Origin of the sequence: Micromonospora sp. KLBMP9576 (genome assembly GCF_050941805.1) — a bacterium.
Classification (GTDB): Bacteria; Actinomycetota; Actinomycetes; order Mycobacteriales; family Micromonosporaceae; genus Micromonospora.
This window is the reverse complement of the sequence record NZ_CP194567.1, coordinates 478,328-504,480: the sequence shown is the minus strand read 5'-3', so window position 1 is coordinate 504,480 and position 26,153 is coordinate 478,328. Positions and strand designations below refer to the sequence as shown.

27 protein-coding genes are annotated in these 26,153 nt (G+C 73.9%); 10 read left to right on the top strand and 17 right to left on the bottom strand.

Annotation, left to right across the window (positions count from 1 at the left end; translation table 11 throughout):
- Positions 1–29: 29 nt before the first annotated feature.
- Positions 30–1,400, bottom strand: a complete 1,371-nt coding sequence (locus ACQ452_RS02455) for an L-serine ammonia-lyase (protein ID WP_433389393.1) — start codon at positions 1,398–1,400, stop codon at positions 30–32.
- A 284-nt stretch (positions 1,401–1,684) separates the two neighbouring features.
- Between ACQ452_RS02455 and ACQ452_RS02450 the strand changes: the two genes are divergently transcribed.
- Positions 1,685–1,888 (top strand): PspC domain-containing protein, encoded by a 204-nt coding sequence (locus tag ACQ452_RS02450; RefSeq protein WP_433389392.1) that lies wholly within the window; start codon positions 1,685–1,687, stop codon positions 1,886–1,888.
- Positions 1,889–2,012: 124 nt separating this feature from the next.
- Here ACQ452_RS02450 and ACQ452_RS02445 read toward each other — a convergent pair whose 3' ends face one another.
- The 6 genes from ACQ452_RS02445 to pdxH all read right to left on the bottom strand — a co-directional run bounded on the left by ACQ452_RS02445 (position 2,013) and on the right by pdxH (position 6,948).
- Entirely contained in the window at positions 2,013–2,780 is a 768-nt protein-coding gene (locus ACQ452_RS02445; protein WP_433389391.1) for a DUF4230 domain-containing protein, read from the bottom strand.
- A 153-nt stretch (positions 2,781–2,933) separates the two neighbouring features.
- Entirely contained in the window at positions 2,934–3,239 is a 306-nt protein-coding gene (locus tag ACQ452_RS02440) for a type II toxin-antitoxin system VapB family antitoxin (RefSeq protein WP_089002310.1), read from the bottom strand.
- Between the two features lie 136 nt (positions 3,240–3,375).
- The gene (locus ACQ452_RS02435; protein ID WP_433389390.1) at positions 3,376–4,023 is read right to left on the bottom strand and encodes a nitroreductase family protein; all 648 of its coding nucleotides are present in this window, start codon (positions 4,021–4,023) and stop codon (positions 3,376–3,378) included.
- A 13-nt stretch (positions 4,024–4,036) separates the two neighbouring features.
- The gene (locus ACQ452_RS02430; RefSeq protein ID WP_433389389.1) at positions 4,037–4,966 is read right to left on the bottom strand and encodes an aldose 1-epimerase family protein; all 930 of its coding nucleotides are present in this window, start codon (positions 4,964–4,966) and stop codon (positions 4,037–4,039) included.
- Between the two features lie 51 nt (positions 4,967–5,017).
- Positions 5,018–6,313: an MFS transporter gene (locus ACQ452_RS02425; RefSeq protein ID WP_433393947.1), complete on the bottom strand. Its 1,296-nt coding sequence runs from the start codon at positions 6,311–6,313 to the stop codon at positions 5,018–5,020.
- A 5-nt stretch (positions 6,314–6,318) separates the two neighbouring features.
- Positions 6,319–6,948, bottom strand: a complete 630-nt coding sequence (gene pdxH / locus ACQ452_RS02420; protein WP_433393945.1) for a pyridoxamine 5'-phosphate oxidase — start codon at positions 6,946–6,948, stop codon at positions 6,319–6,321.
- A 285-nt stretch (positions 6,949–7,233) separates the two neighbouring features.
- Between pdxH and ACQ452_RS02415 the strand changes: the two genes are divergently transcribed.
- The 4 genes from ACQ452_RS02415 to ACQ452_RS02400 all read left to right on the top strand — a co-directional run bounded on the left by ACQ452_RS02415 (position 7,234) and on the right by ACQ452_RS02400 (position 12,113).
- On the top strand, positions 7,234–8,340 hold the full coding sequence (locus tag ACQ452_RS02415) for a citrate synthase 2 (RefSeq protein WP_433389388.1): 1,107 nt from the start codon (positions 7,234–7,236) through the stop codon (positions 8,338–8,340).
- 316 nt (positions 8,341–8,656) lie between these two features.
- The gene (gene serC / locus ACQ452_RS02410) at positions 8,657–9,784 is read left to right on the top strand and encodes a phosphoserine transaminase (protein ID WP_433389387.1); all 1,128 of its coding nucleotides are present in this window, start codon (positions 8,657–8,659) and stop codon (positions 9,782–9,784) included.
- A 186-nt stretch (positions 9,785–9,970) separates the two neighbouring features.
- Entirely contained in the window at positions 9,971–11,050 is a 1,080-nt protein-coding gene (gene sepH, locus ACQ452_RS02405; RefSeq protein ID WP_433389386.1) for a septation protein SepH, read from the top strand.
- A 76-nt stretch (positions 11,051–11,126) separates the two neighbouring features.
- On the top strand, positions 11,127–12,113 hold the full coding sequence (locus ACQ452_RS02400; protein ID WP_433389385.1) for an aldo/keto reductase: 987 nt from the start codon (positions 11,127–11,129) through the stop codon (positions 12,111–12,113).
- A 10-nt stretch (positions 12,114–12,123) separates the two neighbouring features.
- Here the strand turns inward: ACQ452_RS02400 and thpR are convergent, their stop codons facing one another.
- The 5 genes from thpR to ACQ452_RS02375 form a co-directional block, all read right to left on the bottom strand.
- The gene (thpR, locus tag ACQ452_RS02395) at positions 12,124–12,702 is read right to left on the bottom strand and encodes an RNA 2',3'-cyclic phosphodiesterase (protein WP_433389384.1); all 579 of its coding nucleotides are present in this window, start codon (positions 12,700–12,702) and stop codon (positions 12,124–12,126) included.
- 11 nt (positions 12,703–12,713) lie between these two features.
- Positions 12,714–13,223 carry a hypothetical protein gene (locus ACQ452_RS02390; protein ID WP_433389383.1) on the bottom strand — a complete coding sequence of 170 codons (510 nt, stop codon included), beginning with the start codon at positions 13,221–13,223 and terminating at the stop codon, positions 12,714–12,716.
- A gap of 102 nt (positions 13,224–13,325) precedes the next feature.
- Positions 13,326–14,609: an MFS transporter gene (locus ACQ452_RS02385; RefSeq protein ID WP_433389382.1), complete on the bottom strand. Its 1,284-nt coding sequence runs from the start codon at positions 14,607–14,609 to the stop codon at positions 13,326–13,328.
- 66 nt (positions 14,610–14,675) lie between these two features.
- Positions 14,676–15,125: a MarR family winged helix-turn-helix transcriptional regulator gene (locus ACQ452_RS02380; protein WP_433389381.1), complete on the bottom strand. Its 450-nt coding sequence runs from the start codon at positions 15,123–15,125 to the stop codon at positions 14,676–14,678.
- A 120-nt stretch (positions 15,126–15,245) separates the two neighbouring features.
- Positions 15,246–16,724: an NCS2 family permease gene (locus ACQ452_RS02375; RefSeq protein WP_433389380.1), complete on the bottom strand. Its 1,479-nt coding sequence runs from the start codon at positions 16,722–16,724 to the stop codon at positions 15,246–15,248.
- A gap of 88 nt (positions 16,725–16,812) precedes the next feature.
- On the opposite strand from ACQ452_RS02375, the gene ACQ452_RS02370 reads away from it, so the two are divergent.
- A complete protein-coding gene (locus tag ACQ452_RS02370) occupies positions 16,813–17,058 on the top strand; it encodes a DUF2530 domain-containing protein (RefSeq protein ID WP_433389379.1) in 246 nt (81 codons plus the stop codon).
- Between the two features lie 72 nt (positions 17,059–17,130).
- Here the strand turns inward: ACQ452_RS02370 and ACQ452_RS02365 are convergent, their stop codons facing one another.
- Complete coding sequence (locus ACQ452_RS02365; protein WP_433389378.1) at positions 17,131–17,970, bottom strand: DUF3027 domain-containing protein; 840 nt, start codon at positions 17,968–17,970, stop codon at positions 17,131–17,133.
- Between the two features lie 86 nt (positions 17,971–18,056).
- Between ACQ452_RS02365 and ACQ452_RS02360 the strand changes: the two genes are divergently transcribed.
- Both ACQ452_RS02360 and ACQ452_RS02355 read left to right on the top strand, forming a co-directional pair.
- Complete coding sequence (locus ACQ452_RS02360; RefSeq protein ID WP_433389377.1) at positions 18,057–19,712, top strand: MFS transporter; 1,656 nt, start codon at positions 18,057–18,059, stop codon at positions 19,710–19,712.
- The gene (locus ACQ452_RS02355; protein ID WP_433389376.1) at positions 19,709–20,362 is read left to right on the top strand and encodes a futalosine hydrolase; all 654 of its coding nucleotides are present in this window, start codon (positions 19,709–19,711) and stop codon (positions 20,360–20,362) included. Before ACQ452_RS02360 ends, ACQ452_RS02355 begins: the two co-directional genes overlap by 4 nt.
- 70 nt (positions 20,363–20,432) lie before the next feature.
- Here ACQ452_RS02355 and ACQ452_RS02350 read toward each other — a convergent pair whose 3' ends face one another.
- Positions 20,433–20,573 (bottom strand): hypothetical protein, encoded by a 141-nt coding sequence (locus ACQ452_RS02350; RefSeq protein WP_433389375.1) that lies wholly within the window; start codon positions 20,571–20,573, stop codon positions 20,433–20,435.
- A gap of 780 nt (positions 20,574–21,353) precedes the next feature.
- On the opposite strand from ACQ452_RS02350, the gene ACQ452_RS02345 reads away from it, so the two are divergent.
- A complete protein-coding gene (locus ACQ452_RS02345; protein WP_433389374.1) occupies positions 21,354–22,277 on the top strand; it encodes a 1,4-dihydroxy-6-naphthoate synthase in 924 nt (307 codons plus the stop codon).
- On the opposite strand, the gene ACQ452_RS02340 is transcribed toward ACQ452_RS02345, so the two are convergent.
- Positions 22,238–22,624, bottom strand: coding sequence for a cold-shock protein (locus ACQ452_RS02340; RefSeq protein WP_433389373.1), 387 nt, complete (start codon positions 22,622–22,624; stop codon positions 22,238–22,240). The genes ACQ452_RS02345 and ACQ452_RS02340 overlap by 40 nt on opposite strands.
- Before the next feature lie 35 nt (positions 22,625–22,659).
- The gene (locus tag ACQ452_RS02335) at positions 22,660–23,283 is read right to left on the bottom strand and encodes an HAD family hydrolase (RefSeq protein WP_433389372.1); all 624 of its coding nucleotides are present in this window, start codon (positions 23,281–23,283) and stop codon (positions 22,660–22,662) included.
- An 84-nt stretch (positions 23,284–23,367) separates the two neighbouring features.
- On the opposite strand from ACQ452_RS02335, the gene ACQ452_RS02330 reads away from it, so the two are divergent.
- Positions 23,368–25,848 (top strand): helicase-associated domain-containing protein, encoded by a 2,481-nt coding sequence (locus tag ACQ452_RS02330; protein ID WP_433389371.1) that lies wholly within the window; start codon positions 23,368–23,370, stop codon positions 25,846–25,848.
- 9 nt (positions 25,849–25,857) lie between these two features.
- Here ACQ452_RS02330 and ACQ452_RS02325 read toward each other — a convergent pair whose 3' ends face one another.
- Positions 25,858–26,106: a hypothetical protein gene (locus tag ACQ452_RS02325; protein WP_433389370.1), complete on the bottom strand. Its 249-nt coding sequence runs from the start codon at positions 26,104–26,106 to the stop codon at positions 25,858–25,860.
- Between the last annotated feature and the right edge of the window lie 47 nt (positions 26,107–26,153).

Here is a 26,153-nt window from a genome sequence, read left to right as displayed (position 1 = left end):
AGGCTAGCAGCCGGTGAACGAACGCCCCCTCAGCACTCGATCACGTTGACGGCCAGTCCGCCGCGCGCCGTCTCCTTGTATTTCACCTTCATGTCCGCGCCTGTCTCGCGCATCGTCTTGATGACCTTGTCCAGCGAGACGTGGTGCACCCCGTCGCCGCGCAACGCCAGCCGGGCAGCCGTGATCGCCTTGATGCTAGCCACCGCGTTCCGCTCGATGCAGGGGATCTGCACCAGACCACCGACCGGGTCGCAGGTCAGCCCCAGGTTGTGCTCCATGCCGATCTCGGCGGCGTTCTCCACCTGCTCCGGGGTGCCGCCCATCGCCTCGGCCAGCCCGGCGGCGGCCATCGAGCAGGCCGAGCCCACCTCGCCCTGGCAGCCCACCTCCGCGCCGGAGATGGAGGCGTTCTCCTTGAACAGCACGCCGATCGCCCCGGCCGCCAGCAGGAACCGCACCACCCCATCCTCGGAGGCACCCGGCACGAACCGGGTGTAGTAGTGCAGCACCGCCGGGATGATCCCGGCCGCCCCGTTGGTCGGCGCGGTGACGACCCGACCGCCGGCCGCGTTCTCCTCGTTGACGGCGAGCGCGAAGAGCGTCACCCAGTCCATCACCCGCAGCGGGTCGGTGGGGTCGGCCTCCGTCTCCAGGCCGCGGCGCAGCTCGGCGGCGCGCCGGCGCACCTTCAGCCCACCGGGCAGCACCCCGTCGCGCGAGCAGCCCCGCTCGACGCACTCGCGCATCACCCGCCAGATCTCCGCCAGGGCGGCGCGCACCTCGCCCTCGCTGCGCCAGGACAGCTCGTTGGCGAGCATCACCTCACCTATCGACAACCCCGTCGACGCGGTCACGTCGAGCAGCTCCGCCCCACTGCGGAACGGGTGCCGCACCCGGGTGGCGTCGGGCTTGATCCGGTCGGCCCCGGCCGCCGCCTCGTCCACCACGAACCCGCCGCCGACGGAGTAGTACGTCCGGGCCCGCAGCTCGGCGCCCCCGTCGTCGTACGCGGCGAAGGTCATCCCGTTCGGGTGGTACGGAAGCGACCGGCGACGGTGCAGCACCAGGTCCCGGCCCGGGTCGAAGTCGATCTCGTGCGCGTCCAGCAGGCTCAGCCGGCCCGCCGCCCGGATCCGGGCGACCCGGGCCCCGACCGTGTCGGTGTCCACCGTCTCCGGGGACTCGCCGGCCAGCCCGAGCAGCACCGCCCGGTCGCTGCCGTGGCCGTGCCCGGTGGCGCCCAGCGAGCCGAAGAGCTCCGCCTGCACCCGTGCCGTGCCGGCCAGCAGCCCGTCGGCCTTCAGCCCCGCGGCGAAGGTGCGGGCGGCGCGCATCGGCCCCACCGTGTGCGAGCTGGACGGCCCGATGCCGACGCTGAACAGGTCGAAAACGCTGATCATGGCTGCACTTCCTCGCCGTCGTACCCTCGTGGGGTTCCGGCCCGGTCATGGCCGACCCGGTGCGGGCGGCCGTCCGGCACCCGGGGGTGATGGGTGCCCGACCGGCGAGCCTACCCGCCCAGCTCGGCGGTTGCCCCTCGTCGGGAGGCGTCGCGGGCCGACTCCCGGGTAACCACCTACGGGTACGGGCAGCGCCGGTCCTCCTCGCGACCGAGGGCGCGGTGGCCGCCCCTTCCTATCGTTGAGGGCAGACGCGGCGAATGCCGCAGAGTGGGAGTACGACGATGAGTCGCAAACTGGTCCGCCCCCGTCAAGGACGCATGATCGCCGGTGTCTGCGCCGGCCTGGCCCAGCGTTTCGGCAGGTCGGCCGGCTTCATCCGGCTGCTGTTCCTGCTGTCGCTGCTGCTGCCCGGCACCCAGGTGGTCGTCTACCTGGTCCTGTGGGTGCTGATGCCGAACGAGGACCGCCACGGATCGCGCTACTGACCCCGGCCCGTCCCCGCCACCGGGGCGCGCGCGACGGTGAGCACGCGGCGCCCGCCTCGACCGGTCGAGGCGGGCGCCGCCGCGTCTGCCGTCGCCGTCCGCCCGGTCGACGCCGCCGGCCGGGTCAGGGGGCGGTGTAGGTGACGGTGACCTTCTCGTAGCCGAGGGACCGCAGCAGGCCCTCCAGCATCTTGCGGGTGTTCTCCTCGGCCCGCTGGGTCAGGCCGCTGTCGCGGGCGGCGCCGGTGATCCGCTCCTCGGCGAGCTGGTAGACCTGCTGCTGCCGGTTGGGGTCGCCCTTCACCAGCTCGCCGACCCGGTTGAGCAGCCCGCGCTCCTCCGCGAAGACGTAGCTCTTCTCCAGGTCGAGGTTGGTCTTGGCGAGTTGCGGCGCCGGCAGCCTGATCTCCACCGACTTGCCGTCGGCCGACTCGACCACCGCGCCCTCGGAGATCTTGGCGAAGTCGACGTACGCCTCGACGCTGCCCGCCCCGACGAAGAGCGTGCGCTGGCTCAGCAGCCAGTCGGGCACGTTGCGCCGGTCGTTCTGGAGATCGACGACCACCTGGAAGTTGCCCTCGGCCGCGACGTAGCGGCTCAGGTCCTGGATCGACTTGAGCAGCGGCGGCTGGCTGCGGTCGGTCTGCTCCTTGGTGAACGGGTTGCGGAAGTCCGGCAGCAGACCGGTGGCCTGCACGCCGAGCAGCACCACCACCGCCATCGCCGCCGCGCCGAGCACCCAGAGCAGCCCGCGCGCGGGACCACCGGCCGCCGGCGGTGGCGCGCCCTGCTCCGGCTCGGTTGTGACAGCCGACCGGTCCTTGAGCGTCTCGCCGGTCGGGTAACCGGGGAACTCCCTCGTGGGCTCGTTGATGTCACCGTCGCCGGCCATGGCCCTCACCGTCCTTGTCAGACACGTCGCCTGGGCATGACGGTACGGCTACTGTGCGACAGCCGCTCGCTGAGCGACCCGACCGGGCCACCCGGCCAGGCCGATTCGGCGAAATCGCAGGTCAGTACGGGTCGGACGGTCGGCGGACCACGCTCACTCGATCGGCCCGGAGAGCACGAGCACCCGGGCGTGGATCTGGTTGCGCTGCTGCAGCGCCGCCCGCAGGGCGCGGTGCAGCCCGTCCTCCAGGTAGAGCCCGCCGTTCCACTGCACCACGTGCGGGAAGAGGTCGCCGTAGAAGGTGGAATCCTCGGCGAGGAGCTTGTCCAGCGCCAACTCGCGCTTGGTGGTGATCAACTGGTCCAGGCGCAGCGGTCGCGGCGGAATCTCCGCCCACTGCTTGAGCGTCAGGTTGTGCTCCGGATAGGGACGCCCGTCCCGGACCGCTCTGAAGATCACGACGGCACGCTCCCCTCCCCCTGGCCGGGCCGACCCGCGACACCGGGTCGGGTCGCACCGCGACCCACGGCACCGATGATCGTGCCAGCGTAGCCGGCTGCGCCACACCGCGTTCCGCTCCCCGATGTCGGGTTCACTACCCGCCGTCCGCTCCGCCAACCGGCGAACCCGCCGACGCCGGAGGGCTCCACCGCCCCCACCGGACCACCTCGTCCACCGGGCGGCGCCCCCGACGCAAGGACGACGACCGGTGATCGGACGCCCGGTAACCCACCGTCACGGCCCCGACGGGCTCGTACTCCACCGGCACCCCGAACGCCTCCCGGTACGCGTCGAGGCGCTGCGGCGCGATACCGAAGAAGCACGCCCCCAGCCCCTCGTCCACGGCCGTCAGCAGCATCAGCAGGGCCGCGAAGCCGGTGTCCACGTACCAGTAGGGCACCGGCCAGCGTTCCGTCGAGCGGTCCGCCCAGCCCTTGTCCGGTTCCGCGTACCGCTCCAGGTAGGCCGAGCGGTTGGCGTGCGGAACCACGATCAGCGGCGCCCGGCGCATCCCGGCCAGCCACCGCTGCCGGCCACCGCCGCCCGGCGTGGTCGCCGCCCAGAACCGCTCCCGGTCCGCCGCCGCCTCCAACACCAGGAAACCCCAGCCCTGGGCGAAACCGGCCGACGGCGCGCGCACCGCGTGGTCGAGCAACCGCCGCACCACGTCGGGCGGGACCTGACGCTCCGGGTCGTAGTTGCGCACCATCCGGCGCCGCCGGACCACCTCGCTGAACTCCATGCGATCCCCCCGCTCAGGCCACCGGCCGTACGCCCCAGACACCCCGCCAGGTCACGCCCGGCTCCAGGGTGATCACGTCCCGGCCCGAGCGGAACGCGTCCGGCGGGCAGGTCATCGGCTCCACCGCCACGGAGCGGCGCCGCCGCTCGCCCGGCAGGGCGTCGCCGGTAAACACCTGCCACCAGCCGAACTCCCGATCCGCCCAGATCCGGACGCCCGCCGCGCCGTCCGGGCCGACCAGGCTCACCACCGAGCCGCCGTCGTCATCGGGGATCACGTCGCCGAAGGTGAGGTCGAGGCGGGCGTCGCCGATGCGGCGGGGGCTCGTCCAGTCGTACTCGGTGCCGGCGACCGGGGTGCCCCCCACCGGCAGCAGCCGCCCGTCCACCTGCAACCGGGTGCGGGCCGGCAGCCGCAACGACAGGTCGTCCACCGCCACCCCGGGCACCCGCAGGTAGGGGTGCACGGCGAGACCGAACGGCGCGGCCCCGGTGCCGAGGTTCGTCGCCTCGTGCTCCGCGCGCAGCCCGTCCGGGCCGACGCTCCAGCGGGTGCGCAGCCGCAGCGGCCACGGGTAGCCCGGCTGCGGGGGCAGGTCGTAGCCGACTGTCACCGCGTCGGGCGAGGAGTCGACCAACCGCCACGGCACCCAGTTGACCAGCCCGTGGATGGCCACGCCCCGCTCCGGCTCGCTGAGCGTGAGCTGCAACGACTGGTCGCCGAAGGTGTACTGGCCGTCGCGGATCCGGTTCGGCCAGGGGGCCAGCACCTGCCCCGCGCAGCCGGGGCAGAGCTCGTCGGCGTCGTACCCGTCGAGCCGGTCGGTCCCGTCGACCCGGTACGTCCGGATCCCGCCGCCCACCTCCACGATGACGGCCTCGTGGCCGGCGGCGGAAATGGTCCACTGCGTGCCCGAGGGGGGACGCTGGTCGGGGATGTCCATGCGGGCGACCCTAACGGGTGCCCCCGCCGTCGCTCACCCCGATCGGGCCCGTCACGCCCGGTCACCACCGGCGGAGGTCGCCGCCGCCCGGTAGCGCAGCAGCACCGGGAACGCCACCGCGAGCAGCACCGCGAGCGCCGCCGAGAGCAGCCCGCCGCCGACCCAGGCGACGCCGCCGCCGAATCCGGCCGCCACCGCGCCGGCCCGCAGGTCGCCCAGGCGCGGCCCGCCGGCGATGACCACCGTGTTGACGCCCATCAACCGCCCGCGCATCCGGTCGGGCGCGTAGACCAGCAGCATCGACTGCCGCAGCACCGCGCTGACCAGGTCCGCCGCCCCGGCCACCGCCAGCAGCAGCACCATCAGCCAGAGCTGACCGGCCAACCCGGCCGCCGCCACCGCCAGCCCCCAGCCGACCACCGCCACCACCAGCACCAGGCCCTGCCGGCGCAGCCGGCCGATCCAGCCGGAGGTCAGCCCGCCGAGCATCGCGCCCGCCGCGATCGCGCTGTAGAGCCAGCCGACCGCCGCACCGCCGCCGAACCGTTGCTCCGCGATCTCGGGAAAGAGCGCCCGGGGCATCGCCAGCACCATCGCGATCAGGTCGATGACGAAGGAGAGCAGCAGCACCGGCGTGGTCGTCAGGTAGCGCAGCCCGTCGACGATGCTGCCCAGTCCGGCCCGCCGCGGGGCGCCCGCCCCGTCCGGGTCCGGCTCCGGCGGCATGGCCGGCAGCTTCGCGGTCGCCCAGACGGCGACCGTGAAGAGCACCGCGTCGGCCGCGTACGCGATCGGCAGGCCGACGTCGGTGCCCCACCAGGCGAAGATCAGGCCGGCGACCAGCGGGCCGAAGACCGAGGCGGCGGTGTGGGTGGTGAAGTTCAGCGTGCTCGCCGCCGGCACCAGCTCCGCCGGCACCAGCCGGGGCAGGATCGCGTTGCGGGTGGGCGAGCTGATCGCGAAGGCGATCGACTGCACCGCCACCAGCACGAGCAGCAGCACCGGGCTGCCGATCCCGAGCGCCGCCTGCACCGCCAGGCCGGCCGTGGCGACCCAGAGCACCGCCGCCGTCGCCAGCAGCACCTTGCGCCGGTCGTGCGCGTCGGCCACCGCGCCGCCCCACAACCCGAAGACCAGCAGCGGCAGGAACGCCGCGATCCCGATCAGGCCGACCCAGAGCGAGCTCTCCGTCAGCGCGTACATCTCCACCGGCACGGCGACCGCGGTGAGCTGGATGCCGAACATCGCGATGCCGTTGCCCAGCCACATCCGCCGGTACGCGGGCGCCGCCAGCGGGCTCAGGTCGATCGCGAACCGGCGCAGCCGCGACGCCCGGGCGTTCTCGATCCGGGTCACGGCGCCAACCGCTCCACGGCCCACCGCCCGGCCCCGGTGAGCCGGAACCGCAGCCGGTCGTGCAGCCGGCTGGTCCGGCCCTGCCAGAACTCCACCGACTCCGGCCGCACCCGCAGCCCGCCCCAGTGCGGCGGGGCGGGGATCGGGTCGGTCCCGGCGAACCGCCGCGCCACCGCCCCGTACGCCTCGTCCAGCACGGCCCGGTCCGGAATGACGCGGGACTGCGCGCTGGCCCAGGCGCCGAGCTGGGAGCCGCGCGGCCGGCTGGCGAAGTACGCCTCCGTCTCCGCCCGGTCGACCCGCTCCACCCGACCGGCCACCACCACCTGCCGGTGCATCGGGAACCAGGGGAAGACGAGGCTCGCGTACGGGTTGGCGGACGCGTCGGCGCCCTTACGGGACCCGTAGTTGGTGAAGAGCACGAAGCCCTCGGCGTCGTACCCCTTCAGCAGCACGGTCCGCGCGCTCGGGCGGCCCGCGGCGTCGGCGGTGCCGAACACCATCGCGTTCGGTTCGGGCAGCCGCGCGGCGACCGCGTCGGCGAACCACCGGGCGAACTGCTCGTGCCAGTCGGCCGCCAGGTCCGTCTCGGAAAGGCCCAGCTCGGGGGCGTACTCGTTACGCATCCCCGCCGGCCGGACTGTGTCCCCCGTCACTTTCCCTCTCCTCCTCGCCCGCCCGGCGCACCCCCTGCGGCGCAGGCCAGCCCGTAGCGCACAGTTTCACCGACGCCGCCCGGACGCGAGTGGGCGGGGATGTCGCGTGCGGCACAGTCGCTCTGGGTCGCAAATTCGGTTACCCAGCAGGCAAGATGTCACGAACACATCCCTGAGGGTCGCCTAAGGCGCTCGCCCGGCCGGGGCCGGGACCGAAGCCCCGGGCGGGCGCACGAGCAGATCCAGGAGAGCGACATGGCCGATTTCAAACCCGGACTCGAGGGCGTCGTGGCCTTCGAGACCGAGATCGCCGAACCCGACCGTGCGGGCGGGGCGCTGCGCTATCGCGGTGTCGACATCGAGGATCTGATCGGCCAGGTGTCCTTCGGCAACGTGTGGGCGCTGCTGGTCGACGGGCGGTTCGGCCCGGGTCTGCCGCCGGCGGAGCCGTTCCCGGTGCCGGTGCACTCCGGCGACATCCGGGTCGACGTGCAGTCGGCCGTGGCGATGCTGGCCCCGTACTGGGGTCTCGACCAGCTGCTGGACATCTCCGACGAGCAGGCCCGCGAGGACCTCGCCCGGGTGTCGGTCACCGCGCTGTCGTTCGTCGCCCAGTCGGCGCGCGGCCTGGGCCTGCCGGCGGTGCCGCAGAAGGAGATCGACAAGGCCTCCACCATCGTCGAGCGCTTCATGAAGCGCTGGCGGGGCGAGCCGGACCCGCGGCACGTCAAGGCCGTCGACGCATACTTCATCTCGGCCGCCGAGCACGGCCTGAACGCCTCCACCTTCACCGCCCGGATCGTCGCCTCCACCGGTGCCGACGCCGCGGCCTGCATCTCCTCCGGCATCGGCGCCCTCTCGGGGCCGCTGCACGGCGGCGCACCGTCGCGCGTGCTGAGCATGCTGGAGGCCGTCGAGCGCAGCGGCGACGCCGAGGGATACGTCAAGGGCGTCCTCGACCGCGGCGAGCGGCTGATGGGCTTCGGCCACCGCGTCTACCGGGCCGAGGACCCGCGCGCCCGGGTGCTCCGTCGCACCGCCAAGGAGCTGGGCGCGCCGCGCTTCGAGATCGCCGAGGCGCTGGAGCGCGCCGCCCTGGCCGAGCTCCAGGCCCGCCGGCCGGACCGGGTTCTCGCCACAAACGTCGAGTTCTGGTCGGCCGTGGTGCTGGACTTCGCCGAGGTGCCGGCGCACATGTTCACGTCCATGTTCACCTGCGCCCGGATGGGCGGCTGGAGCGCGCACATTCTGGAGCAGAAGAAGCTCCAGCGGCTGGTCCGCCCGTCGGCCCACTACATGGGCCCGGGCACCCGCAAGCCCAGCGACGTCGAGGGCTGGACGGCCATCCCCCACGGCGTCTGAGGACGTACGCCCGCACCGCGATCCCCCGCCCGGTCCGCCGGGCGGGGGATCGCGTGTCTGCGGCCCGCCGCAACCGCCCGCCACGCGGCCATCGATCCGCGTCGTGGGCGGCACGCCGTGTGGTGGACGCCTCACCACCGGGCGTGGGACCAGCGGCCGGGGCGGCCGGCCCGGGTGCGAGGATGAGGGCCGGCAGTGTCGCCGGACCGGGCCCGGGTCCCGGCCACGTCGTGCGCCTCGGCGCGCGTCCGCCGTCGATCCGCGCCCGCCTGAACACCGGGCCCGTTCTCGCCCCTGCGGAAGGATCTCGACAACCGTGGCTGACGCACCGACCATCCGGATTCCCGACGACCTCAAGCCCGCCGACGGAAGGTTCGGCTGCGGGCCGTCCAAGGTCCGTCCGGCGGCGGTCTCCGCCCTCGCCGAGGTGGCGACCAGCTACCTGGGCACCTCGCACCGGCAGCGCACCGTCCGCGACCAGGTCGCCCGGCTGCGCCGCGGCATGGCCGACTTCTTCTCCCTTCCCGAGGGCTACGAGGTGGTGCTGGGCAACGGCGGCACCACGGCGTTCTGGGAGGTCGCGACGTTCGGCCTGGTCCGGGACCGGGCCCAGTTCGCCAGCTTCGGCGAGTTCGGCGCGAAGTTCGCGAAGTCCGTCAGGGACGCCCCGTTCCTCGGTGAGCCGACCATCCGCAAGTCGGCGGCCGGTAGCGCCCCCACCCTGGTCGCGGAGGCCGGGGTGGACGTCTACGCCACCCCGCACAACGAGACCTCGACGGGTGTCGCGGTGCCGATCAGCCGGGTGCCCGGCACCGACCCCGGCTCGCTGCTGCTGGTCGACGCCACCTCGGGCGCCGGCGGCCTCGACGTCAACGTCGGCGACACCGACGTCTACTACTTCGCCCCGCAGAAGTGCTTCGGCTCCGACGGCGGCCTGTGGCTGGCCCTGATGTCCCCGGCGGCCCTGGAGCGCGCCGGCGAGATCAAGGCGTCCGGCCGCTACATCCCGGCCTTCCTCGACCTGGTCACGGCGATCGACAACTCGCGGCTCGAGCAGACCTACAACACCCCGGCCCTGGCCACCATCTTCCTGGCCGCCGAGCAGACCGACTGGATGAACTCCCAGGGCGGGCTGGCCTGGGCGGCCAAGCGGACGGCCGAGAGCGCCGCGACCGTGTACGGCTGGGCGGAGCGCTCCGACGTGGCGACGCCGTTCGTCACCGACCCGGCGCTGCGCTCCAACGTGGTCGCCACCATCGACTTCGCCGATTCCGTCGACGCCGCCGCGATCGCCGGGGTGCTGCGCGCGAACGGCATCGTGGACACCGAGCCGTACCGGAAGCTGGGCCGCAACCAGCTTCGCGTCGCGCTCTTCCCGGCCGTCGAGCCGGCGGATGTCGAGGCCCTGACCGCGTCGATCGACTACGTGGTCGAGCGGCTCTGATCGCCGTCACGGTCGGTGGCCGGTGGGCGCGTCCCCGGCCACCGACCGTGATCATCGCCGCAGCTCAGTCGCGACTTGCGGGTGTCGCATCCCCCACCTGTGGGCAGATACGCGTACGGTGGTGCGAGGACGCCCGGGTGGCCGGCTCGTGGCGTGACGGCCAGCGAAGCGGGACGGAGGCAACGCATGCGCCCAGTACGCTTCGTCGCCCTCTCGGAGGACGGCCAGGCGATGGTCCTCGCCGACGAGGTCGGGCGACTGCTCGCCCTGCCCATCGACGAGCGCATCGCCGGCGCGTTGCATGCCGAGCCCGGCGCCCCGCCGCTCGCGGTGGCCCCCGGTGCCGGCGTCGACCCGGTGCCCTCACTCTCCCCTCGGGACATCCAGGCCAAGATCCGCTCCGGCGAGTCCGCTGAGGACGTCGCCCGGATCGCCGGCGTGCCGGTCGACCGGGTGCTGCGTTACGCCGGCCCGGTGCTCCAGGAGCGGGCCATGCTCGCCCAGCACGCCCGGCGCACCCGGCTGAAGGGCGCGGAGAAGCCCACCCCGCTCGCCGAGGTGGTCAACGGCCGGCTGGCCCAGCACGGCATCGACACCGAGAAGATCTCCTGGGACGCGTGGCGCCGCGACGACGGCACCTGGCGGATCGTGGCGACCTGGCCCTCGGGCAAGGCGACCGCGCAGGCCATCTGGAATCTCGACAAGACCCGCCAGGCGGTCGCCCCGCACGACGACATGGCGCAATACCTCTGCGCCGAACGCCCCACCCCGATCCTCGGCCAGGAGCCACCGGAGCGGGGCGGCCACGCGCTGCCCGGCCCCTCGCGCGGCGAGCCGAGCCGGGGCGGGCACGGCCTGCCGGCGGCGGCGGAGCACGGCCGGCCCGGCCGCGATCCGATCCGGGCCGGGCGGGACGCCCTGCTCGCCTCCCTCGACCGTCCACTCGGCTCGACGTCGGGTCGCGGGCTGGAACCGCGCACCCCGGCGGCCCTCGCCGGGCCGGACGCGCCACGCCAGCGGCCGGTCGGCGGCGGGGCGGCGGCGCTGCTCGGTGGCGGTCAGGGTTCCGCGTTCGACGACGATTCGGACGCGCCCAAGGAGGTGCCGGCCGTGCCGTCACTGGCGGTGCTCCGGCCCCGGCGCACGGGCGCGCCGGCGGCAGCGTCCGGCGAGTCGACCGACGCCAACGGCAAGCCGCGCAAACGCCTGCCGAGCTGGGACGACGTGCTCTTCGGCAGCGGGCCGGCAGCCCGCGAGTCCTCCTGACCGCTCGACCCCGACGGCCAACCGTCGTCGGGGTCGATGCCGGGCGCACGCGGTGCCGCCGTGGCAGGGTGACCTGATGGACTACACGAACCTCGGCCGCACCGGCCTGTCCGTCAGCCGCCTCTGCCTGGGCACGATGAACTTCGGGCCGCAGACCACCGAGCCGGACAGCTTCGCGATCATGGACCGGGCCCTCGAACACGGGATCAACTTCTTCGACACCGCCGACGTCTACGGCTGGCAGACCGGCGAGGGGATCACCGAGCAGATCATCGGACGCTGGTTCGCCCAGGGCGGCGGCCGGCGGGAGAAGGTCGTGCTGGCCACGAAGGTCTACGGCAAGATGGGCGACTGGCCCAACGAGCAGGGCCTCTCCGCCCGCCACATCGTCCGGGCCTGCGAGGCCTCGCTGCGCCGCCTGCGGACCGACACCATCGACCTGTACCAGATGCACCACGTCTCCCGGGCCACGCCGTGGGAGGAGATCTGGCAGGCCATGGAGACCCTGGTCGCCCAGGGCAAGGTCCTCTACGTCGGGTCGTCCAACTTCGCCGGCTGGCACCTGTCGGTGGCGCAGGAGGCGGCGGGGAGGCGCCACTTCCTCGGCCTCGTCTCCGAGCAGTGCATCTACAACCTGATGACCCGGTATGTCGAGTTGGAGGTGGTACCGGCCGCGCAGCACCACGGGCTGGGCATCATCCCCTGGTCGCCGCTGCACGGCGGGCTGCTCGCCGGCGTGCTGCGCAAGATGGCCGAGGGCGGGGCCGCGCGCGGGGCCAGCGGCCGTTCCGCCGACGCGCTCGCCGAGCACCGGCCGACCATCGAGGCGTACGAGAAACTCTGCGGGGACCTCGGTCACGACCCGGCGGACGTGGCCCTCGGCTGGCTGCTGTCCCGGCCGGGGGTGACCGCCCCGATCATCGGGCCGCGCACCACCGAGCAGCTCGACCGTTCCCTGGGCGCCCTCACCGTCGCCTTCGACGAGAGCACCCTCGCTCGCCTGGACGAACTCTTCCCACCCGTCGGCAACGGCGGTCCGGGTCCGGAGGCGTGGGCCTGGTAGGCCGCGCCGGTCAGAGGGGCCAGGCGGCCAGGCGGTCGTGGCTGCGGCGGGGCCCGGTCCGGCTGCGTACGAGCACCAGCTCGGCGGCCGGCCACCGCGGGCCCTCGTAGTCGTCGAGGGCGGCCACGTCGGCCGCCACGTCGGGCGGGGACATCCGGTCGCCGGGGCGGGCGATGGTCAGGTGCGCACGGAACGGCTTCTCGTCGTACGGCAGGCGGGCGTGGCGCAGCCGGGATCGGATCAGCCCGGCCAACGCCAGGAGGGGCTCCACCTCGCCCCGCAGGTCGACCCAGAGCACCGTGCACCGGCCCCGCCCGAACCGTCCGCCGCCGGCCAGCCGGAGCAGGGGCGCCGCCGCCCGGCCGGCCCGGAACGATTCGGCGGCGAGCCCGAGCGCGCTCTCCACGGCGACCAGCCGGTCCGCCTCGACGTCGCCGAGGAAGGCGAGTGTGACGTGGGCGTCGGCCGGGTCGGCGAGCCGGACGTCGATCCCGGCGGCGGCCGCCGCGCCGGTACGCAGCCGGGCCACCCGGGCGCCGAGGTGCGCGACCGCCCCGGGCGGCGGATACACCGCGACGAAGAGCCGCATCCCCCGCCCCCTCAGCGGTGACGCTGGCGGTGCTCGGCCCGCGCGGCCGGCAGGGTCAGCCCGGCGGCGTGCAGCAGGCCCTCCACCCGGATCCGTTCCAGCGCCAGGTCGACTCCCACCAGCTCGGTCAGGTGTTCGGTGATCCCGAGGGCCCGGCAGGCCAGCCGGAGCCGGTCGTCGTACGCCTGGAGGACCATGCCGTGCCAGACGGGCTGGCGTGCCTCGGCCCCGACCCGCTGGCCGCGCAGGCGGCGCAGGTCGGCGGCGAGTTCCTCCAGCGGGCGCCGGTCGGGCCGGTCGAGGGCGGTGAGGTCGATGTCGCGGGTGAGCACGTCGGCCTCGACGGCCCGGTCCAGCCGGGCGATGGTGCGCCGTTCCCGCCGGCGTTCACGCCACTCGGCATACCGGCAGGCCACCCGGTCGATGATCTCGTCGGCACAGAACACCACAGCGATGGCCGCCGGCAGGCTGGCCACGGCGACGAAGGCCAGGATCAGCAGTAGCGCGCGTCCGAGCTCCACGTATCGACGCTAAGCCACCTCCCGCCGGGTCGCCACCGCTTTCGTGGCATCCCCGGCGGCGCGGTCGGGACCGACCGGACGTTTCCGGGACGGCGGGAACGTTCAGCAGTCCGGGGAGACCACGTAGAAGCGCGGCATGGGCAGCACGCGGAAACGCAACCGGGCGCCGGAGCGGCGTAGCTGCCAGGCGAGCGCGATCAGGGCGGTGGCCAGCGAGAGCAGGCCGCCGATCCAGATGCTGGCGCCGGCGCCGTAGGTTTCGGCGACCCAGCCGATGAGCGGCGCCCCGACCGGGTTGGTGCCGAGGAAGACCAGCACCCACAGGGCCATCACCCGGCCGCGGAAGGCGGCGTCCGTGCCGAGCTGGACCCGCTGGTTGGCCGCCTGGGCGAAGAACACCATGAAGAAGCCGGTGGGCAGCAGCAGCGTCACCACCATCCAGTACGCGGGGGCGAGCCCCACCAGCGTGCCGAAGCCGGCGCAGCCGACCGCCGCGCCGAGCACCAGCCAGACCGACGGGCGGCTGCGCCGCCCGGTACCGGCGAGCGCCCCGACGAGCGCCCCGACGGCCAGCGCGGTGCTGAACAGTCCGAACGAGGCCGCCCCGGTCTTGAACACGGTCTTGGCCAGCGCGGCGAGGGTGAGCTGGAAGTTGAACAGCGACATACCGATCACCGACATGATCGCCATGGGCAGCAGCAGGTCGGGCCGGCGCCAGACGTAGCGCAGCCCGTCGATCACCTTGGCCGAGGCCCGCTCGTCGCGCGGTGGCAGTGCTTCCCGGTAGAGGTCGGCGGGGCGCATGCGGATCACGGTGACCAGTGGGGCGATGGAGCTGACCGCGGTGAACAGGAAGACCGGGCCGACGTCGAAGGCGGCGATGGCCAGGCCGGCGACGGCGGGGCCGACGATCCGGGCGGAGTTGAACACCGCCGCGTTCAGCGACAGGGCGTTCGGCAGCAGCGACGTGCCGACCAGCTCGGAGACGAACGCCTGCCGGACGGGGGTCTCCACGGCGTTGGCGACGCCGAGCAGGGCGGCGAAGGTGAAGACGTGCCAGAGCTGCACCATGCCGGTGATGACGAGCAGGCTCATGCCGAGCGCGAGCACCGTCCAGAACGCGTTCGCGACGAAGAGCAGCATCCGCTTGTCGTAGCGGTCCGCGAGTCGCCCGGAGAGCAGGGTGAGCAGCAGCACCGGGGTGAACTGGAGCGCGGTCACCACCCCGAGGGCGGTGGCGGAGTTGTCGGTGAGCTCGAGGACCAGCCAGTCCTGGGCGATGAACATCATCCAGACGCCGATCAGCTTGATCAGCTGCCCGGATGCGAAGAGCCGGTAGTTGCGGACCTGTAGGGACTGGAACATCGTGCTCAGCTTCGCCTGCACTCTTCGTGTGCCTCCTCGCGGTCGTACGCGTCATCGACGTCGGACGGCGCGGGCACGACGCGCGGGTCAGGCGCGGGCGACCTGCTGAAGGATCTCGGCCGCCTGCCGCAGGGTGTCCCGCTCGGCTTCGGTCAGCTCGGTCAGTCGGCGGGCCAGCCACTCGTCACGGACCCGCTCGAACTGGTCGAGCACCGCCCGTCCACCCTCGGTCGCCGCCAGGATGACCTGCCGGCCGTCGGTCGGATGGGGGGTCCGCTGCACGAGGCCGCGCTCCTCCAACTTCGCGACGATCTTGGTCATCGTCGGTGGCTGCACCCGCTCCGCGTCGGCCAGTTCCCGGGGCGTCAGCGCGCCCGCCAGCCGGAGGCTGGTGAGCGCGGAGAGCTGGGTGACCGTGAGGTCGCCGACCGGTCGGGCCTGGCGGACCCGCCGGTTGAGTCGGGTTATCGCATCCCGCAGCTGGGGTGCCAACTGCGCCGGTGGCACGCGTTTCGCCGTCACCGTCCGCTCCGTCACGATAGTTAGCCTAACTAATTAGCCTGGCGTAGGAGGTGCGGTATGACCATGCTCACGAGAAGTTCGTCCCGCTCCGGGCCGGGTACCCGACCTGCCGGCCCGGCCCGGAGCGGGGCGTGATCACAGCACCACGGACTCGATCGGCCCGCGCAGGAAGTAGAGCACGAACAGGGCGGCCACCCCGTACAGCAGCGGGTGGATCTCCCGGGCCTTGCCCTTGGCGAGCTTCACCACCACGTACGAGATGAGGCCGGCGCCGATGCCGTTCGAGATCGAGTACGTGAAGGGCATCAGCACGATCGTGAGGAACGCCGGGAGCGCGATCTCGTAGTCCGACCAGTCGATCGTGCGCACCGCGGTCATCATCAGGAAGCCCACCACCACCAGCGCGGTGGACGCCGCCTCGAACGGCACCACGAGCACCAGCGGCGCCACGAACATCGCCAGCAGGAACATCGCGCCGGTGACCAGGCTGGCCACACCCGTACGGGCGCCCTCCGCCACACCGGCGGCGCTCTCGGTGTACGACGTGTTGCTCGACGTGCTCGCCATGCCGCCGGCCGCCGCCGCGATCGAGTCGACCAGCAGGATCTCCTTCGCCCGCGGCGGCGTGCCCCGCTCGTCGAGCATGTTCCCCTCCTGGCCGACCGCGACCATCGTGCCCATGGTGTCGAAGAAGTCCGTGATCAACAGGGTGAACACGAACATCAGGACGACGACCCAGCCGGCCCGGCCCCACGAGTCGAACACGTTGAACTTGCCGAGCAGCGACAGGTCCGGCAGGTCCACCCAGCTCTTGGGCAGCTCGGGCACGTTCAGCGCCCAGCCCTTCGGGTTCGGCTTCCCGTCGACGACGGACGGCCCGATGTTCGCCACCGCCTCCACGACGATCGCCAGCACCGTGGAGGCGAGGATGCCGATCAGGATCGCGCCCCGGACCTTGCGCACCAGCAGCACCACGGTGAGCAGCAGGCCCACCACGAAGACCAGCATGGGCCAGCTACCCACGCTGCCGTCGATGCCCAGCCCGACGGGAACCGTGGTGTTGTCCGAGTCCGGCACCCGCCGGACGAAACCGGCGTCGACCAGGCCGATGATGGTCAGGAAGAGGCCGATGCCGACGCCGATCGCCGTCTTGAGCTGCGTCGGCACCGAACGGAACACCGCCGTACGCAGGCCCGTCAGCACCAGCACCGCGATGATCACACCCTCGATCACCACGAGGCCCATGGCGTCCGCCCAGGTCATCTCCGGGGCGATCTCGTACGCGACGAGCGCGTTGACGCCGAGGCCCGCGGCCAGCGCCAGCGGGAACCGGCCGACCACGCCCATCAGGATGGTCATCAGGCCGGCGACCAGGGCGGTGGCGGCGGCGAGCGCGGGGATGGGGAGCCGCTGGTCGTCGCCGTCGAGGGCACTGCCGAGGATGAGCGGGTTGAGCACCACGATGTACGCCATCGTGAAGAAGGTCGCCAGACCGCCGCGTACCTCGCGGCTCACCGTCGAGCCTCGGGCGGAGATCTCGAAGTACCTGTCGAAACCGTTGCGGGGGTAGGCGGAATCGGGCGGAGTGCCGTTCTCGGGTGACGCTGCTTTCATCGGGTCCTCGCAGGTGATCTTCCGTTTGTCGCGCGCATCGTCGCAGATCAGCGGCCAGCAGGAAAAGTTGATCGCGTACGCTTGCCGCGTGCCGAAGCAGCAGCCACCGCGGCCCGACCCGCTCGACCCGCCGATGGTGCCGTTCGCACTCGCCGGGATGGCCGCCTGGGCGCTCGCCGGGCTGGTGCTGCTCGTCTTCCGCGACTGGCTGACCGCGCACGATCACCAGGACTGGCTGTGGACCTGCCTGGCCGGTTTCCTGTGGGGGTTCCCCGGTCTGGCCGTGATGATGCGGCACGATGCCAACCGGCGCCGCCGCCGCGCCCACCACTGACCCGCGTCGACGCCGGCCCGCCAGGGCAGCGCCCCACCGGGCGCGCCAGGGGTGGACGTGCGGCTGCGTGCGTCAGGGATGGACGTACGGCTCCACCGGCTCGGCGGCCTCGACGGAACCCGACGCCCCGCTGACCGCCACGGGCTCGACCGCACTGTCGTCGTAGATCGTCGGCAACTCGTCGACCTGGCTCTCGGCCGCCTCGATCATGGTCTCCGAATGTGCCCCGCAGCCGTGGTCGGCGCTGACCACCCGGCCGTCGTCGGGGGCGTAGAAGTTGCCACAGGCGCCGAAGGCCTGCCGCAGGGCACCCGCGAGCGGAAGGTAGAAGCCGCAGGTCCCGCAGCGGGCGGCGGTGGGGGCGGCGGTCGAGATCGGGGCGGACGGGCCGTGGTCGCCGTCGTACCAGCGTTGCGCGGCGTCGGCGCGCCCCTCCCGGGAGAGCACCCGGGGCCGGCCCAGACCGAGCTCCCAGGCGGTCTCCTCGACCGCCGGGTCGTCGGAGAGCAGGTAACCGGGCTGGAGCCGGTCGTCGTCCGGTGCGGTGGGCAGCAGGTCGCCGGGGCCGAGGTCGCCCGGCTGGAGCCGCTCCTGCCACGGCAGCCACCCGGGCGCGAGCATCGCGTCGGGGCCGGGCAGCAGCACCGTCTCGCAGATGGTGACCTGCCGGCTGCGCGGCACCCGGGTCACGGTGACCGCCCACCGCCAGCCCCGGTAGCCGGCGAGCCGACACTCGAAGTAGTGGGTGACGAGCCGGTCGCCCTCCGCCACGGCCTGCAGGTGATCGCCGATGTCCGAGGCCTCGACCTCGGTGATGGCGTCACGTGCCACCTCGACGGCGGCGGCGCAGACCTGGTCGAGACGAGCGGCGCGGGCGGAGACGGGCCTGGTCACCAGACCATTGTTCCCCATGGGTACCGCCGACCGACAGGCACCCGCCGAGACGTTCTGAGACAGTGGTGCGGCGAGGACGTCGCGAATGGGTCAGGATGGTGGGCATGCCGCTGTTTTCCCGCCCCGAGCGGTCCCTGCTCGGGCGGACCGTCGGCACCGGCGTCAAGGCCGTCCGCCTGCTGTTCCGTGGCTCGGTCAGCGGTGGGCGCTGGATGACCCGCCGCGCGGGCCGGGCCCGCACGAAGGGCGCCGGGGGCGAGGTCGGCATGATCCGCCTCTTCGATCTGCACGCGGTCTCCTGCGCCGGCGACACGCTGATCGCCATCGGCCTGGCCGGGACGATCTTCTTCAACGTCCCGCTCGGCGAGGCCCGCAGCAAGGTCGCCCTCTACCTGCTGGTGACCATGGTGCCGTTCGCCATGCTCGCCCCGGTGGTGGGCCCGCTGCTCGACCACTTCCGCCACGGCCGCCGGTACGCGTTGGCCGCCACCATGCTCGGCCGGGCCTTCCTGGCCTGGCTGATCTCCGACTACATCCACGGTTTCGGCCTCTACCCGGCGGCCTTCGGCGTGCTCGCGCTCTCCCGCGCGTACGGGGTGGCCCGCTCGGCGGCCGTGCCACGGCTGCTACCGGAAGGGCTCGGGCTCTCCCAGGTGGGCGCCCGGGCCAGCGTCTACGGCACGGTGGCCGGCGCCCTGGTCGCCCCGATCGGGCTGGCCGCCTTCTGGTTCGGGCCGCAGTGGCCGTTGCGGGTCGCGTCGGTCATCTTCCTGGTCGGCATGGTGATCTCCCTGCGGCTGCCGCCGAAGGCCGACTCCGAGCCGCCGGAGCGGGTGCCCCGACCCCTGCGGGCGTTCGGCCGGCGCACCGGCGACCGCCCGTTGGGCCGGGGCCGACCGGCCGGGCGGCTCGTCATCGCCACCCTGATCGGCGCCGCGACGCTACGCGCGGTGTACGGCTTCCTGCTGCTCTTCCTGGCCTTCGCGATCAAGGCCGGCGACCTGACCACCGTCGTCTTCGGCCGGGACCTGGGCGACGAGGGGGCGCTGGGCCTCGTCGGCGCGGCGCTGGCGGTGGGCACCTTCCTCGCCACCGCGATCGGCACCCGGCTGCGCATCCACCGACCCGTCGCCATCCAGTCCAGCGGCATGATCATCGTCGGTGGGGTGGGTGTCCTCGCCGCGTTGCTGTTCTCGCTGCCGATGGTCGCCCTGCTCTGCCTGGTGGCGGCCCTGGGCAGCGGCGTCGCCAAGCTGACAGTGGACGCCTCGATCCAGGAACGCATCCCGGAACGGCTGCGGGCCAGTTCCTTCGCCCACTCGGAGACGGCGCTGATGCTCGCGTTCGTCGCCGGGGGCGGGCTGGGGCTCGTACCCTTCGACGGCCGGGTCGGCATCGCCGTCGTCGCCGGGGCGGGCACGTTGGCCGCCGTCCGGGGCGTGGTGGTGGCGGGCCGCCTGCGCGCCGAGCGTCTGGCCGGGCGCCCGCTCGGCGACGACGAACTGGCCGACGAGACGGCCGCCCCCGACCCGGAGCCCGCCGGCCGCACGGTCGGCCCCGAGGCGAGCCTCGCCGCCGAGGTCAGCCCCGAGACCGGGGTGGCGCCCGTATCGCCGGCCCCGGCGCAGGGCAGCTCCCCGCTGGACGACCCGACCCTGGCCCCGCCCGGCTACCACGTCTACCGGCCCTCGTCGTCCGTCGGCGGGCCCAGCGGCGCGGACGACGAGACCCGGCGGGAATCGAAGGGGCCCTTGTCGTGACGGGTCTGTTGGTACTCACGGCGGTGCCCGCCGAGGCCGAGGCGGTCCGCGCGGGCCTCACTGACCCGTCGAGGACCACGGTGCTGCCGGTGGGCGTCGGGCCGGCCGTGGCCGCCGCCGCGACCGCCCGGCTGCTGGTGCTCGCCGAGGCGGCCGGGCGCCCGTACCGAGGTGTGGTCAGCGCCGGCGTCGCGGGCGGCTTCGCCGGCCGGGCGGAGGTCGGCGCGACGGTGCTGGGCTCCGTGTCCGTCGCCGCCGACCTGGGTGCCGACTCACCGGAGGGTTTCCTACCGGTGGACGAGCTGGGCATGCCCCCGCAGTGGCTCGGCGGCGGCATCGCCCTCGCCGCCGACCCGGGGCTGCTGGCCGGACTACGGGCGGCGTTGCCGGCGGCAACCGTGGGCGCGGTGCTGACCGTCAGCACGGTGACCGGCACCGCCGCCGGCACCCAGGCCCTGCGCCGGCGGCACCCCGACGCGGTCGCCGAGGCCATGGAGGGGTACGGCGTGGCCGTCGCCGCCGCGCAGGCCGGCGTCCCGTTCGCCGAACTGCGTACCATCTCCAACCCGGTCGGCCCCCGCGACCGCGACGCCTGGCGCATGCGCGAGGCGCTCGCCGCCCTGGCCACCGCCGCTGCCGCCCTGACCTGACCCGGCCTGGCCCGGCCTGACCCGGCGGCCCGGCCCGGCCTCCAGGCCTCCTCCCCGCCGGGTCCGACGATCACCCGGTGCGCTCCGGCCGGCGGTCGAGCCGAAGCGCCCACGGACGGCTCGCCTCCAGCCGGTATCCGCAGGCGAGCACCAGATCGACCCCACCGGACTCGGCGATCGCGTGGGCGGTGCTGATGCCCGCGCGGTCCATCTCGTCCGCGAGCAGTTCGACCAGCCGGCGACCGATGCCGAGCCGTCGACACCTCCCGGCGACGAGGACACCGTCGATGACGACCTCGCGCTCCTCACTCGGGTCGTCGCCGTACGTCAGGTGAGGGCTGCGCTCGTGGGCCTCGCCCGGCGACGCAGGGCCCGCAGAATCGCGCCAAGGTCAACGGCATCCGTCGGCTCCGCCACGAGAACCATGTTCCCGGCGTCGCGCCGCGCTCTCAACAACCATCCGCCACCTGTGGATAAACCTGTGGACAACACCGGATGAGGGACGCCGTCGGCGACGTCCCGGACCTTCGCCCCGGCTCGTCGGACGGCGGAAACCGCCCGGCCGGGAGCGAGAGGAGACCTCTTCAGGACGCTTTGGAGCTGAATCGTCTACGACATCAGTCGCTCGAGCCGGCACGCGCCCACCGGGACGTCCAAGGCCACCACCGTGACCCCCACGGTCTTCGCTTTCCGGTCCTGGCCGGCAGTGGGGCAGCGGGTAAGGAGGATCGGCTGTGGCTGGCGGGCACCACGCCACCTGAATCGTTTACGACATCAGCTCGAAAGCGTCTGCCGGGTAGGTCCGTCCGGCAGCGCGGGCGGGCCTCGCCCTGCCGGGCGGGGGTCCGTGGCGCAGGGGCAGACGAGTGGACGGGCGGGCGGGCGGACAGGCGGGCGGCGGGCGGGCGGGACGGCTCGGCGGGACGGCTCCAGGTCACACCGAGGCTGGTGTGGTCGGGCGACCCGAACAGCGCGGGGATACGGTGGGGGCGTGGCGCTCTCGCTGGCGATCTCGCCCTGCCCCAACGACACGTTCGTCTTCCACGCCCTGGTGCACGGCCTCGTGTCCGGCGCCCCGCCGGTCGACGTCACGTACGCCGACGTGGACGTCACCAACACGGCCGCCGAGCGGGGGGCGTTCGACCTGGTCAAGGTCAGCTACGCGGCGCTGCCATGGTTGCTGGACGACTATCACCTGCTGCCCTGCGGTGGGGCGCTCGGCCGTGGCTGCGGCCCGCTGGTGCTGACCCGGGGCGGCGACGACCCCGACCGGGCCACGGAGGTCGGCCGGGGCACAGGCGTCGGCCCGGGCACAGGCGTCGGCCCCGGCACAGGCGTCGGCCGCGCCCTCGGCGCCGACCTGAGTGGTGCCACCGTGGCGGTGCCGGGCGACCGGACCACGGCCTACCTGCTCTTCCGGCTCTGGGCGGCCGAACGACCCCCGGCGCGGATCGAGGTCGTGCCGTTCCACGAGATCATGCCGGGGGTCGCGGCCGGCCGGTACGACGCCGGGCTGGTCATCCACGAGGCCCGGTTCACCTATCGCCGGCACGGCCTGACCGCCCTCGTCGACCTCGGCGAGTGGTGGGAGGGCGACACCGGGCTGCCCATCCCCCTCGGCGCCATCCTGGCCCGGCGCGGCACGGTCGACCCGGAGGCCGCCGCCGGGTGGATCCGCGAGTCGGTCCGGCAGGCCTGGGCCGACCCGGCCGCCAGCCGGAAGTACGTGCTGGCGCACGCGCAGGAGATGGAGCCCGACGTGGTGGACCGGCACATCGGCCTCTACGTCAACGAGTTCACCGCCGACCTGGGGGACGCGGGGTTCGCCGCCGTGAAGGCGCTGCTCGGCCGGGCCGCCGACGCCGGGCTGCTGCCTCAGACCTCCAGCTCGCTGGCGACCGCGTGGACGAGCTGAGCGACCTTCTGCGCCGTCTTGCGGTCCGGGAAGCGGCCCCGGCGCAGGTCCGGCTGGATCTTCGCCTCCAGCACCTTGATCATGTCTTCGACCAGGCCGTGCAGCTCCTCCGCCGGCCGACGCCGCAACTCCGCCATCGACGGTGGCGCGTCGAGCAGCTTGACCCCCATCGCCTGCGCGCCCCGGCGGCTGTCCACCACGCTGAAGTCGACCCGTTGGCCGCCCTTGAGCTCCGTGACGCCCGCCGGTAGCGCGCCCTTGGGCAGGAACACGTCGCCGCCCTCGTCGCTGGTGACGAATCCGTATCCCTTGGCCGTGTCAAACCACTTCACTCGACCCGTCGGCACCTGAGAACCCCTGCTTCGCTTGAGCTTTGAGACGTCTACCGTCCCAAGGCTAGCCGGGTCAGGCCGGCCAGTGCCTCCGGGAATCCGGTGAGATCGTCCAGCACCACCGCCGCGCCGGCCGCCCGCAACTCCTCGGCGGTGCACGGGCCGGTGGCGACAGCGATGCCGGGCACCTCCGCCGCGCCCGCCGCCACCATGTCGGCCACATGATCGCCGACGTAGTGGGTCGCCCCGTGTTGCCGCAGGGCGGTCGCCTTCTCCGCCGCGAACAGGTCGCCGGCCACCTCGTCAACCACCAGACCGAGATGATCCAGGTGCAGCCGGGCCAGGCGCCCCAACTTGGCGGTTACCACCAGCACCCGGCCGCCGCCTTCGCGGACCGCGTCGATCGCGGCGGCGGCCCCGGGCAGCGCGACGGCAGGCGTGATCGCGTACGCCGGATACAGCTCGCGGTACGTCCGGACGGCCGCGTCGACCTGCTCCGGCGGGAACCAACGGGCGATCTCGGTGCGCAGCGGCGGACCGAGCCGCGCCACGGCGGCCTCCGCGTCCACGTGTACCCCCGTCTCAGCCGTCAACGCGCGGAACGCCGCCGCGATGCCGGGACGCGAGTCGACCAGGGTCATGTCGAGGTCGAAGCCGACCGTGAGCGCTGCCATGCGGGAGAACCTACCCGCCGCCCCCGGTTCAGCCGGACGTCCGAGGGGCGGGAGGCCCCCCGATCGGGCTAGCGTGGAACGACGATGACCACCTCACTCGCCGATCACCTGCGGTCGCTGCCCGACGAGTCGCTCGCCGCCCTGCTCCAGCTGCGGCCGGACCTCGTCGTGCCGGTGCCGGCCGACGTCTCCGCGCTGGCCACCCGGGCCCAGTCCCGGGTCTCGGTGGCCCGCGCGCTCGACACGCTGGACCAGTTCACCCTGCTGATGCTGGACGCCGCCCGGCTGACCCGGGACCCGGCCGACGCCACCACCTCGGTCGACGTGGTGCTCGCCATGGCCACCGCCGGCCCGCACCCGCCCGCACCCACCACCGTCCGCGCCGCGATCGACCGGCTGCGCGCGCTCTTCCTGCTCCACGGCCCCGAGCACGCCCTGCGCGTGGTGGCCAGCGTCGACGAGGTCTCCCCGTACCCGGCGGGGCTGGGGCGACCGGCGGCGGAGCTGGACCCACGGGCGGCGCAACTCTGCGCGGACCCGGCGCGACTGCGGCGGACGCTGCTCGCGGCGCCGCCCTCGGCCCGGGCGATCCTGGACCGGTTGGCCGCCGGGCCACCGGTCGGCAGCGTGCCGCCGGGCGCGTTGCAGGCGCCCCCGGTCGGCGGCGAGGACGAACTCCCCCCGGATCCGACCAACGGCGGGGCACCCACCGGCTCGCCGGTGCGCTGGCTCGTCGACCATCACCTGCTGGTGCCGGTCACCGGCGTCCGGGCCGGCGCCACGGGCACCGTCGAGCTGCCCCGGGAGGTGGGCCTGCTGCTGCGCCGCGACACCGGCCCGCTGGGCCCGCTGCGCAGCAGCCCGCCGCCGGTGGTCACCCCGCCGCGCGAACCGAAGGCCGCCGACTCGGCCGGGGCCGGGCAGACCATGGAGGCGGTACGCCGCGCCGAGGCACTGCTGGAGCAGCTCGCCGCCGACCCGGCGCCGGTGCTCCGCTCGGGTGGCCTGGGCGTGCGCGACCTGCGCCGGCTGGCCCGGGTCGTCGGCGTGGACGAGCCGACGGCGGCCCTGCTGCTGGAGACGGCGTACGCGGGCGGGCTGATCGGCGAGGTCGACCTGTCCGGGGCCACCACCACCCGCTACGGCGCGGATCAGCAGGTCATGCCCACCGCCGGGTACGAGGTGTGGCGGGTCGGGACGCTCGCGCAACGCTGGGAGCAGCTCGCCCGGGCGTGGCTGGGCATGACCCGGCAGGCCGGCCTGGTCGGGCAGCGCGACGACCGGGACCGGCCGATCACGGTGCTCTCGGCCGAGGCGGAACGGGCCGGGGCGCCGGCCACCCGACGGGCCGTGCTCGAGGTGCTCGCCGACCTGGAACCGGCCACCGGTCCCACCGCCGACGAGGTGCTCGCCCTGCTCGACTGGCGGGCGCCGCGGCGCAGCCGGGGGCGGGAGACGGCGCACCGCGAGGTGCTGGCCGAGGCGGCCACGCTGGGCGTGACGGGGCTGGGGGCGCTCACCTCGTACGGGCGGCTGCTCCTCGCCGACGTGGCCGCCGCCGACGAGCGGGGCGGGGACGACCCGTTGGGGCTGCGGACGGACACCGCCGGCGGCGACGCGGCCGGCGCCGTACGCGCACTGGACGCGCTGCTGCCCGCCCCGGTCGACCACTTCCTCGTGCAGGCCGACCTGAGCGTCGTGGTGCCCGGCCCACCCGATCAGGCGCTCGCCGCCGAGTTGGAGGTGGTGGCGGAGCACGAGTCGGCCGGTGGGGCGAGTGTGCACCGGGTCACCCCGGCCAGCGTGCGCCGGGCGCTGGACGCCGGCTACTCGGCCGACGACCTGCACGCCCTGTTCCGGCGGCGCTCGCGTACCCCGGTGCCGCAGGGGTTGACGTACCTGGTGGACGACGTGGCCCGCAAGCACGGGGGGCTGCGGGTCGGCTCCGCCGGGGCGTACGTGCGCAGCGACGACGAGGCGTTGCTGACGGAGGTGCTCGCCGACCGGCGGTTGGCGTCGCTGGCGCTGCGCCGGCTCGCGCCCACGGTGCTGTCGACGCCGTACCAGGTTGGCCGGATGCTGACGGAGCTGCGCGACGCGGGGTACGCGCCGGTGCCGGAGGACGCGAGCGGGACGACTGTGCTCGCCCGTACGAAGACCCGGCGTGCCCCGGCCCGGGTGCCGGTGACCACCCGGGCGGTCGACCCGCTGGGCACCCCGAAGCTCTCCATGCCGCGGCTGCTCGGGGTGGTGGAGCAGATCCGGCGTGGCGACGCGGCGGCGCGGGTGGCCCGGCGGGCGTCGGACGTGCTGCGGGGTGGGGCGGGGCGTGCCGGTCCGGCGCCGGTGACGCCGCACAGTGACGCCCTGGCCGTGCTCCAGCAGGCGGTGCGGGACCGGGCGCGGGTCTGGGTGGGGTACGTCGACGCGCACGGGGCGACCGCGTCGCGGCTGGTGCGGCCGGTGTCGATCGGGGCGGGTTACCTGCGTGCCGAGGACGAACGGACGGAGATGCTGCACACCTTCGCCCTGCACCGGGTCACGGCGGCGGTGCTGGAGGACTGAGCGGCCCGGTCAGCGCCGGCTGCGGCGTACGGTCCCGACGACGGAGACGACCAGCAGGAGGGCGAACCCGGTGCCGGCCGCCTCGCCGATCGAAGCGACGAAGCCCTGCTGGAGCACCAGCCAACCGAAGAGGAACCAGCCGAAGAGCATGGCCGCCACCAGCGCGTACGCGATCACGGTGGCGGTGGAGACCTCCTCGGTGGGCGACCGGTTGAACTCGGGACTGTGCTCCGTGATCGCTTCACGGTCGACCGTCATCTCCAGCCTCCCCGTCCGGTTCGACGCCTGGCCGTCCAGCGTGTCAT

Excerpts from the sequence above, each read along its gene's own strand:
- ACQ452_RS02445 (WP_433389391.1), bottom strand. The coding sequence starts at position 2,780 with ATGGCCGGCGACGGTGACATCAACGAGCCCACGAGGGAGTTCCCCGGT.
- ACQ452_RS02360 (WP_433389377.1), top strand. The coding sequence starts at position 18,057 with ATGCCGCTGTTTTCCCGCCCCGAGCGGTCCCTGCTCGGGCGGACCGTC.
- ACQ452_RS02365 (WP_433389378.1), bottom strand. The coding sequence starts at position 17,970 with ATGGGGAACAATGGTCTGGTGACCAGGCCCGTCTCCGCCCGCGCCGCT.
- ACQ452_RS02415 (WP_433389388.1), top strand. The coding sequence starts at position 7,234 with ATGGCCGATTTCAAACCCGGACTCGAGGGCGTCGTGGCCTTCGAGACC.
- sepH (WP_433389386.1), top strand. The coding sequence starts at position 9,971 with ATGCGCCCAGTACGCTTCGTCGCCCTCTCGGAGGACGGCCAGGCGATG.
- ACQ452_RS02350 (WP_433389375.1), bottom strand. The coding sequence starts at position 20,573 with ATGGACCGCGCGGGCATCAGCACCGCCCACGCGATCGCCGAGTCCGGT.
- ACQ452_RS02455 (WP_433389393.1), bottom strand. The coding sequence starts at position 1,400 with ATGATCAGCGTTTTCGACCTGTTCAGCGTCGGCATCGGGCCGTCCAGC.
- ACQ452_RS02450 (WP_433389392.1), top strand. The coding sequence starts at position 1,685 with ATGAGTCGCAAACTGGTCCGCCCCCGTCAAGGACGCATGATCGCCGGT.
- ACQ452_RS02400 (WP_433389385.1), top strand. The coding sequence starts at position 11,127 with ATGGACTACACGAACCTCGGCCGCACCGGCCTGTCCGTCAGCCGCCTC.
- ACQ452_RS02325 (WP_433389370.1), bottom strand. The coding sequence starts at position 26,106 with ATGACGGTCGACCGTGAAGCGATCACGGAGCACAGTCCCGAGTTCAAC.
- ACQ452_RS02335 (WP_433389372.1), bottom strand. The coding sequence starts at position 23,283 with ATGGCAGCGCTCACGGTCGGCTTCGACCTCGACATGACCCTGGTCGAC.
- ACQ452_RS02430 (WP_433389389.1), bottom strand. The coding sequence starts at position 4,966 with ATGGACATCCCCGACCAGCGTCCCCCCTCGGGCACGCAGTGGACCATT.
- pdxH (WP_433393945.1), bottom strand. The coding sequence starts at position 6,948 with ATGCGTAACGAGTACGCCCCCGAGCTGGGCCTTTCCGAGACGGACCTG.
- ACQ452_RS02330 (WP_433389371.1), top strand. The coding sequence starts at position 23,368 with ATGACCACCTCACTCGCCGATCACCTGCGGTCGCTGCCCGACGAGTCG.
- ACQ452_RS02375 (WP_433389380.1), bottom strand. The coding sequence starts at position 16,724 with ATGAAAGCAGCGTCACCCGAGAACGGCACTCCGCCCGATTCCGCCTAC.
- thpR (WP_433389384.1), bottom strand. The coding sequence starts at position 12,702 with ATGCGGCTCTTCGTCGCGGTGTATCCGCCGCCCGGGGCGGTCGCGCAC.
- ACQ452_RS02435 (WP_433389390.1), bottom strand. The coding sequence starts at position 4,023 with ATGGAGTTCAGCGAGGTGGTCCGGCGGCGCCGGATGGTGCGCAACTAC.